The sequence below is a fragment of the Kribbella sancticallisti genome (assembly GCF_039530625.1).
Lineage (GTDB): Bacteria > Actinomycetota > Actinomycetes > Propionibacteriales > Kribbellaceae > Kribbella > Kribbella sancticallisti.
The window spans coordinates 38796-47274 of sequence record NZ_BAAAOS010000014.1 but is presented as its reverse complement, the minus strand read 5'-3'; the positions used below and the strand labels follow the sequence as shown (position 1 = coordinate 47274).

Here is an 8479-nt window from a genome sequence, read left to right as displayed (position 1 = left end):
CCCAGACCGCCAAATCACCGACTCAACCGAACATCACGAACTCCGGCTGTAGTACTAGCCGGTCCGCCTGTTCGGGATGGCTAATCGGTTGCCTCCAGCAACCTCTTCACGTCCTCCCGTACGCCGGGCAGGCGCGGGTAGAACGTGTCGCCCGGGCAGGCCGTGGCCGACCAGTTGCGGTGGCCCGCGATCGCGGGCACGGTGCGGGTGGCACCGCTGATCGGGTTCACGTAGTTCACCTGACCGAGGGGGTCGACGCCGGTGGACCCAGCAAGCGCGGCGAGTACCCGGACGAGGCTCGTCCGGGCCGCCGGCGTGGGCTGGGTGGTGGTGAAGTCGCCCAGCAATGAGACCCCCACGTTCCCCGCGTTGAACCCGCCGACGTGCGCGGCGTTGCACATCCGGGGTGCGTCCCCGACCCTGCCGTGGAACACCGGGATCGGATCGGGCCCGGAGTACCGGCCCTCGTAGACCGTGCCCTGCTGGTCGATCAACAGGTGGTAGCCGATGTCGCCGAAGTCCTCGCTGACCGCGTGGAAGAAGTAGATCGCCCGCACCGTGGCGGCCGGATCCGGATCGACGTTCGCGGTGACGGTGTGGTGCACGGTCAGGGTCTGCACCCCGAAGTACGCCTGCGGGAAGATCTCGCTGCCGTCCGGGGCGAAGCGCAGGCTCTCGTCCGCTCCCCAGCCGGTCCGGCTGACGAACCGGAATCCCTTCACCTGCTCGCTCGCGGCCGGCTGCGCGACGATCGGGCCGTCCGTGGTGTTGATCGCGACCGTCTCGATGTCATTCGTCGCGGGCGGCGGAACCACCTGGTACGCCGTGGCGCCACCCGCGGGCAGCAACGCGGTACGGCGTCCGCTGCCTGAGGGGTCGCCTGGTTTCAACGGCTGCCAGGGACTCCAGCCGGTGCGGGGATGCCGGAAGCGGACCGAGCCGCCGAGGCGCGCGCCGGTCCAGCTGATGCCGACGTGGCCGATCGGGAAGTCCGGTGTGCCGATCAGACGGTCGGGTCCGGAGAAGGACGCGAGCGTCTCGGGAATCCCGGCCGCTGCGCCGTCGGTGCTGTCGGCCTGGGCCGCGCCGGGCTGAATCGCGCCGGCTGCTCCGGCGGCAATGGCGGTGAGTAGTACTCGGCGACGGGTCATCGGCATCAGAACGACACCAGGTCGCGGCTGTCCGCCCGCAGCACCGACTCCTGCTGGAACAGCAGCTTGTAGGAGGTCCGGATCTCCTCGATCTCCTGGTTGGCCGCCTTGTCGTTGACCGGGTAGAGCAGGACGAGGACGAACGACTTCTCCTCGATCGGACCGGTCGAGCCGAGGAACTGGCCCTTGCCGGTGAGTTGGGTCAGCCCGTCGGGGAACCGCGGCGTGACCACCTTGTCGACGAACCAGTCGAACTGGCTCGCGGTGACCTGGCCCTTGGGTTTCTGCGAGCCGAAGTACAGCTCGGTCCGCAGGAAGGTGGTGCCGGGCGCGCGCTGCATCGCGGCGGTGTCGCTGACCGAGCCGGCCTGTGGGCTCGCCGGGGCCGACGCGTTCGCGGTGGTCAGACCAAGGGTCGCGATGAGTGCGCCACCGGCCAGGAGCCGAGGAAGAATTCTGGGCATCTGACTGCATCCTTTTCTCTGAGAAGGTGCAGCAACTCTGAGTGACGATGACAGGCCCGGGCATCGGTAACCACTGCCTAATTGCAGGCTCCCTCTGCCCACGGGGCACTAGTCTGAACGGATGGCGGAGGGACATCTCCCCGTCCGGCTGTCGAGTTTCGTGGGGCGTGAGGCCGAGTTGGCGGAGCTTGCCGGGCTCCTCGGCGGCCGGCGGCTGCTGACGTTGACCGGGCCCGGCGGCGGGGGAAAGACGAGGCTGGCGTTGACGCTGGCCGAGCGGTTGCGCCCGTCGTACCCGGGTGGGGTCTGGTGGGTCGGTCTGGCCGAGCTGACCGAGCCGGAGGCGGTGCTGCCGGCTGTTGCCGAGGCGTTCGCGTTGCCTGAGGCAACTGAAGAGGCGGTGGCCGGCAAGATCGCCGACGCGCGGCTGCTGCTGGTGATCGACAACTGCGAGCACCTGCTCGGTCCGGCCGCGCGGCTGGTCCGGCGGTTGCTGCGATCGTGCCCGTCGTTGACCGTGCTGGCGACCAGCCAGGAGGCGTTGGGCAATCCGGGCGAGTCCGTCTTCCGGGTCCCGCCGCTGGGCGAGGCCGCCGTCCGGCTGTTCGTGGAGCGAGCCCAGGCGGCGTCGTACGGGTTCGAGCAGACGGCGGCGAACGCGGCTGACATCGCGTCGATCTGCGAGCGGCTCGACGGGGTGCCGCTCGCGATCGAACTGGCCGCGGCCTGGGTGCCGGCGCTCTCACCCGCGCAGATCGCGGATCGGCTGGATGACAGCCTGCGGGTCCTCACCGGCGGCGATCGCGAGGCGATGCCGCGGCACCGGACGCTGCGTGGTGCTCTCGACTGGAGTTGGCGACTGCTGGACGATCCCGAGCGTGCGCTGCTGGCTCAGCTCGCGGTGTTCCCGGCGAGCTTCACGATCGATGGGGTGGAGGCGGTCGCCGAGCTGGGCGACGCGGACGTGCTGCAGGCCTTGTCGCGCTTGGTGAACCGGTCGCTGGTGATGGTCCAGCAGGGCGACGAGGTGCGGTATCGGCTGCTGCAGATCGTCCGGCAGTACGCGGCGCACCAGCTTGGCGAGGACCCCGGCCCCGCGCGGCGCCAGGCGCAGTACGTGCTGCGGCTGGTCGAGCGGGCTGCCAGGAAGCTCGGGGGCGAGGAGCAGCAGGAGTGGCTCGACACACTGACCGAGGAACGCCGGACGATCCGGAGCGCCCTGCGGTGGTTCATCGATGCGGGCGAGCTCGAGTCGGCGGCGCGGATCGCGGTCGGGGTCTGGTGGGCCGGCTACCTGCTCGGCCGGTACGGCGAAGTGCGGTCGTGGCTAGAGGAGGTCTTGCAGCTACCCGGCGAGCTCCCCGACGCGTTGCGGGCGGAGGCCCTCGTTGCTGTTGGCACATTGGCGCATCTGCAAGGTGACGCGGAGCTGGCCGAGACCCGGCTGCGTGAGGGGTTTGCGGCGTACCGGGAGGCGGGGGATCGCACCGGCGAGGCGATGGAGCTCAACTGGCTCGGCGGCGTCGCGATGCGTCAGGGCGACTATGCCGAGGCCAGACGGCTGGGTGAACGCTGTTTGGCGCTGTGGCGGGAGCTCGGCGACGAGTCGAAGGTCTCCCGAGCCCTTGATTTCCAAGGTATGCGCGAGCTGCTGGCCGGCGAGTTGGACCAGGCGGGGAGCCTGGCCCGGGAGGCGCGGGCGCGGTACGAGCACGATGGTGATGGCGAAGGGCTCGGCTGGGTGACGATGCTGCTGGGCGCCGTCGCGCACTACCGGGGCGAGCGGCTCGTGGCGCGCACCTTGCTGACCGAGGCCCGCCGGCGAGGCGAGGCGAACCGTCAGACCGCGACACTGGCGTGGTCGCTGCACTTGCTGGGAGCCGAGGCTCGGCGCGATGGGGAACTGGACGAGTCGGACCGTTTGCTCGACGAGAGCCTCCGCCTGCATGCCGACTCCGGCAACCGCTGGCGAGTGGCGAGCCTGCTGGAAGCGCTCGCGGCAACCGCGCACGCGCGCACCGACGTACCGCGGGCTGTTCGGCTGCTCGCTCATGCCGCTTCGATCCGGGAGAAACTCCGCACACCGGTTCCCGCGGTCGAGGCGGCCGACGTGTCCTCAGTTCTCGAGGCCGCCCGCACCGCGGTACCTGCTGAGGAGTTTCGGAGGTACTGGGCCGAGGGGGAGATGCTCGGCCTCGACGCGTTGCTGGGCATCGAGCGGAAGTCGCCGGCGCCGGTGACGATCGTGGAGTCGCGGATCGAGCCGCTGGGGATCCTGGCACTGGGGGTTTCGGAGGTCCGTCGCAACGAGACTGTCCTCGACGCGGCCGACTGGGGCTATGCGAAGCCGCGCGAGCTGTTCTACTACCTGCTCGATTCCGGTCCGGTGCGGAAAGACCAGATCGGCGCCGAGCTCTGGCCTGACGCCTCGGCCACGTCGCTGCGCAACAGCTTCCACAGCTGCCTCCACCAACTCCGCCGAACGCTCGGCCGCTCGGACTGGATCACGTTCCGCAAGGGCAGATACGAGTTCAACCGGTCTCTCGACCACAGCTACGACGTTACCGATCTGGAGTCGGCCGTCACTTCCGGCGACCTGCAGCGCGCCATCGATCTCTACGGTGGCGACTACCTGACCGATCTGGGTGGATCGCCCTGGATCGAAACCCGCCGCCAGTCCCTCCGGCAACTCTTCGAGGACTCCTTGTTCACCCTGGCTTCGGAGTACGCGGCGACTGGTCGCGACGCCGAGGCGATTGCCCTCTACGAGCGGGCGATCGCCCATGACCCTCTGCTGGAGCCGGCCCATCGGGCGTTGATCCAGTTGCACCTTTCGCATGGCAACCGCGCCCAGGCCGTACGCCAGTACAAGCTGCTGAGCAGCCTCCTGGCCGAGGACCTCAACACGACCCCCTCCCCGCAGACCACCGCCCTCCTCCGCCCGTAGGCGCGATCCGGGGGAGGTGGTTGAGGCGTAGTACTGGCGACCCCTAGCGGTTCCCACAGCGTGGTCCGGGAGGGTGGGGTGTTGGTCTGGACTAGAGGGGGTCTGTGGTGCGGAACGGTCGGGGGCGGCTGTGGGAGCGGGACCGGGCAGTGGAGGAACTGCTCGGTGCTGTGCGGGCGGCTGAGCGAGGGGCGAGCTCGTTGGTGCTGGTGACCGGCGAGGCCGGGGTGGGGAAGACCAGCGTCGTCCGGGAAGTATTGGGGCGGGTAGGTTCCGGGGTCCGGGTGTTGCGGGGTGCGTGCGACGACATGCTGGCGCCGCCTCCGTTGCAGCCGCTGCGGGACGCGGTCAGGGGGACTGGTGGACCACTGGACGTCGCGCTGGCGAAGGAGGAGTCCGACGCGCTGTTCGAGGCGATCGTCAGTGAGTTCGACGGGCCCGAACCGACCCTCCTGGTGGTCGAGGACGTGCATTGGGCCGATGACTCGACCCTGGATCTGCTGCGGTATTTGGCGCGTCGCCTGCAGAAGGTGCGTGCTGTCCTCGTGCTGACGTATCGCGCCGACGAGATCGATCCGCGGCATCCGCTCAGGGCGCTGCTTGGCGCGTTGACCGACGTACCGGTGGTCCGGATCGGGCTGGAGCCGCTGTCGGTCGAGGCGGTCAGGTCGATCACTGGCGGCTCGGGGCGGGACGCCGAGGAGTTGTACCGGCTGACCGGCGGGAACCCGTTCTATCTGACCGAGGCGCTCGCCGGGCCTGCGGACGCAGTACCGGTGACGGTGGTCGACGCGACCCTGGCTCGGCTGCACACGCTGGATCCGGAGAGCGTCAGCGTGGTCGAGCAATTGTCGGTCGTGCCGATGCCGGTCGACATGGACCACATCGCAGCGCTGGTGGACGGCCGGTTGGACGCGCTCACCCGGGCCGAGCAGCGCGGGGTACTGGAGACCGACGCTAACGGTGTCCGGTTCCGCCATGAGTTGGCACGCCGGGCGATCGAGCAGGCGTTGCCGGCCATCCGGCGGCGGGCTCTGAACGCGGCGATCGTGCGGCTGATCCTCGGCTGCGACGTCGGCCGGGAGCTCTACTCGCTCGTGCATCACGCTGTCGGCGCGGGTGACGTGCCGACCATCCTCGAGTACGCGCCGGTGGCTGCCGCCAAAGCGACCAAGGCCGGCTCGCACCGGCAGGCGCTGGCGCACTACGAAGCCGTCTTCCCCTACGCCGACCAGCTGCCCCTGGCCGATCGCGCGCAGGTGCTCGCCGGTTACGCGTGGGAGCTCCACATCGCGCACCGGTTCCCCGAAGCGGTGGAGCGGTGCCGGGACGCCGTCGACCTGTTCGAGCAGCTCGGTGATCCGGTGCTCCTGACCGAGGCGTTGATCCAGCAGTCGAGACACTGCTACTTGGCCGGCGAGACGGACGCCGCTCTGACCGCGGTCGACCGTGCCCTGGAAGTGGCTCAAGGCAACGATGAGGTGCTGCCCGCGGCGGTCGGGTGCCGCGGCATGTTGCTGGTCCTGACCGGATCGCCGCGTGAGGCGATTCCGGCGCTGAAGCACGCGCACAGCCTGGCGATCGAGGCCGGGCGTACCGACCTTGCCGCGCTCTGCCTGAACTACATCGGCCTCGCGCTGTGCGATCTCGACCAGCCGGGCGGTCTGGAGAATCTCCAGGCCAGCATCGGCGCAGCCCTGAGCACGGGCGACTACGAGGCCGTCGCGCGGGGTTACACGAACCTCACGAGATGCTGTACCGCGCACGCCGCTGGGACGAGCTCGAGGAGACCGTGGCGGCAGGGCTGGAGTTCACCCGGGAGCGCGGCTTCGGCTCGCACATCTACAACCTCGAGACGCACCGGGCGCTGCTCATGATGCGCCGGGGCGAGCTCTCCGCGGCGGAGGAGCACCTGCGCCGGCTGATCGAGACCGTGGACGAGCCGGGCATGCTCTCGGTGCTCAGCATGTCGAGTCTCGGCCGGGTCCTGGCGCGCAAGGGCGAGGCCGGAGCCGAAGCCCTCCTTGCCGAAGCGTGGGACCGGGCTCGGCAGCAGCGGTCCGTGCTCGGTCATGCCTATGCGGCGACGGGGTACGTCGAGTGGGCGTGGCTGAACGATCGGCCGGAGATCGTGGACGCGATCTGCGACGAGTTCACCGAGGAGTCGTTGCGGGCTCCGGCCTATCGCGAACTCTCCCGCTACCTGGCTCTGGCCGGTGCCACCGCCGCCTGGTCCACCGGCGATGCACCCCCGTGCCCGAAGCTGGAGCACGGCGACCCGTGGGAGGACACGCCGTACGAACTGGCTCTCGGACTGGCGGAGTCGGGGCAGCGGGAGTCAATGCTGGAAGGTCTACAGATGCTCCTCCACCTGGGTGCGTCACCGGCTGCCTCCCTCGTACGGCGCCGGCTCAAGAAGCTGGGGGTGAGCCGCATCCCCCGCGGCGTCCAGGCCAGCTCGCGAAACAACCCCGCAGGCCTCACCGACCGCCAACTCGACGTACTGCTTCTCCTGGTCGAGGGACACACCAACGCCGAGATCGCCGAGAAACTGGTCGTCTCGGTGCGCACAGTCGACCACCACGTCTCCGCCGTCCTCTCCCGCCTCAACGCCCGCACCCGCCGCGAAGCAGCCACCATCGGCAAAACCCTGAACATCCAGCAAACCGCCCACCGCCAACCAGCCTGAGCCGGTCGGCGGCGGGCGGCCGCTTGTGTTGTCAGGTGAGGGGGTGGTTGCTGCGGATCACTGCGCGGGGGTCTACCTGGTGCTTGATCGCACGTAGGCGGGTGTGGACATCCGGCGAGTAGATCTCGGCAGTTTCCTGAAAAGGTTCCCGGCCCCCCGAGACGGAGGCCGGTAACCCTTTTGTACGGCGGAACGCGCGGTCGGCTCATCGGCAAGGACTGCCCAGATCGAAGCGGCCGCCCACCCGGATCAGGCGACCGCGGGCCTAGTGCAGCCGCACTCGTGGATCCAGTACGGCGTACACGATGTCGACCAGGATGTTGGAGACCACGACGGCCGCGGAGGCGAACAGGACGATGCCGATGATCACCGGGAGATCCTGCTGGTTGATCGCCACGATCGCGGTCTGGCCCAGCCCCGGCAGGCTGAACACTGTCTCGATCACGACCACCCCGCCGATCAACTGCCCGAGATCGATGCCGAACTGGGTGACCACCGGCGTCAGCGCGCTGCGCAGACCGTGCCGCACGATCACCCGGCTCTCCCGGATCCCCTTCGAGCGCGCCGTCCGGATGTAGTCCTCACCCAGCACATCGAGCATCGCCCCACGCGTCAGCCGCGTGTACGTCGCCGCGAGCAGCAGCGCGAGCGCGATCCACGGCAGCACCAGATGCTGCACCCAAGCCCCCAGGCCCTGGGTGATGCCGCTGTAGCCGCCGGCCGGGAACCACTTGTATCCGGCGAGGGTGAGCTGGAAGTACAGGAAGTACAGGAGCAGCAGGCCGAGCAGGAACGACGGGAACGAGTAGAAGAACAACGAGAACAGGGTCAGGCCGCGATCGGCGAGTGAGCGCGGGTGCACGGCCGAGATCACCCCGTTGAACACGCCGAGCAGCAGCCAGAGCACGGCCGCCCCGAGTGCCAGCGAGACCGTGATCGGCAGCGCCTGGCCGATGATGTTGGTGACCGGCACCTGGTGGTAGTAGTCGTAGCCCAGGTTGCCGTGCAGCGCGTTCTCGACGAAGTTCAGGTACTGCTTCCACACCGGCAGATCGAGGCCGAGCCGCTGCTTGATCGCCGCGATCGTCTCCGGTGTCGCCTGCCGGCCGGCCAGCGACTGCGCGACGTTGCTAGGCGCAACGAAGAACAACCCGAAGACGGCCAGCGAGATCAGCCACAGCACCAGCAGGCCGTGACCGACCCGGCGGATCAGGAACAGAACCATCTC

At 69.2% G+C, this 8479-nt stretch carries 6 protein-coding genes; 3 read left to right on the top strand and 3 right to left on the bottom strand.

What is annotated here, in order from left to right:
- Positions 1 to 80: 80 nt before the first annotated feature.
- Positions 81 to 1157, bottom strand: a complete 1077-nt coding sequence (locus tag ABD255_RS07595; protein WP_344211263.1) for a peptidoglycan recognition protein family protein — start codon at positions 1155 to 1157, stop codon at positions 81 to 83.
- Positions 1157 to 1615, bottom strand: coding sequence for a DUF3574 domain-containing protein (locus ABD255_RS07590; protein WP_344211261.1), 459 nt, complete (start codon positions 1613 to 1615; stop codon positions 1157 to 1159). The genes ABD255_RS07595 and ABD255_RS07590 overlap by 1 nt, the downstream gene beginning before the upstream one ends.
- 121 nt (positions 1616 to 1736) lie before the next feature.
- Between ABD255_RS07590 and ABD255_RS07585 the strand changes: the two genes are divergently transcribed.
- The 3 genes from ABD255_RS07585 (at position 1737) to ABD255_RS07575 (ending at position 7251) form a co-directional block, all read left to right on the top strand.
- A complete protein-coding gene (locus ABD255_RS07585) occupies positions 1737 to 4562 on the top strand; it encodes a tetratricopeptide repeat protein (RefSeq protein ID WP_344211259.1) in 2826 nt (941 codons plus the stop codon).
- Between the two features lie 107 nt (positions 4563 to 4669).
- Positions 4670 to 6439, top strand: coding sequence for an ATP-binding protein (locus ABD255_RS07580; protein ID WP_344211257.1), 1770 nt, complete (start codon positions 4670 to 4672; stop codon positions 6437 to 6439).
- The gene (locus ABD255_RS07575; protein WP_344211271.1) at positions 6436 to 7251 is read left to right on the top strand and encodes a helix-turn-helix transcriptional regulator; all 816 of its coding nucleotides are present in this window, start codon (positions 6436 to 6438) and stop codon (positions 7249 to 7251) included. The genes ABD255_RS07580 and ABD255_RS07575 overlap by 4 nt, the downstream gene beginning before the upstream one ends.
- A 265-nt stretch (positions 7252 to 7516) precedes the next feature.
- On the opposite strand, the gene ABD255_RS07570 is transcribed toward ABD255_RS07575, so the two are convergent.
- Complete coding sequence (locus ABD255_RS07570; protein WP_344211255.1) at positions 7517 to 8476, bottom strand: ABC transporter permease; 960 nt, start codon at positions 8474 to 8476, stop codon at positions 7517 to 7519.
- Positions 8477 to 8479 lie beyond the last annotated feature (3 nt).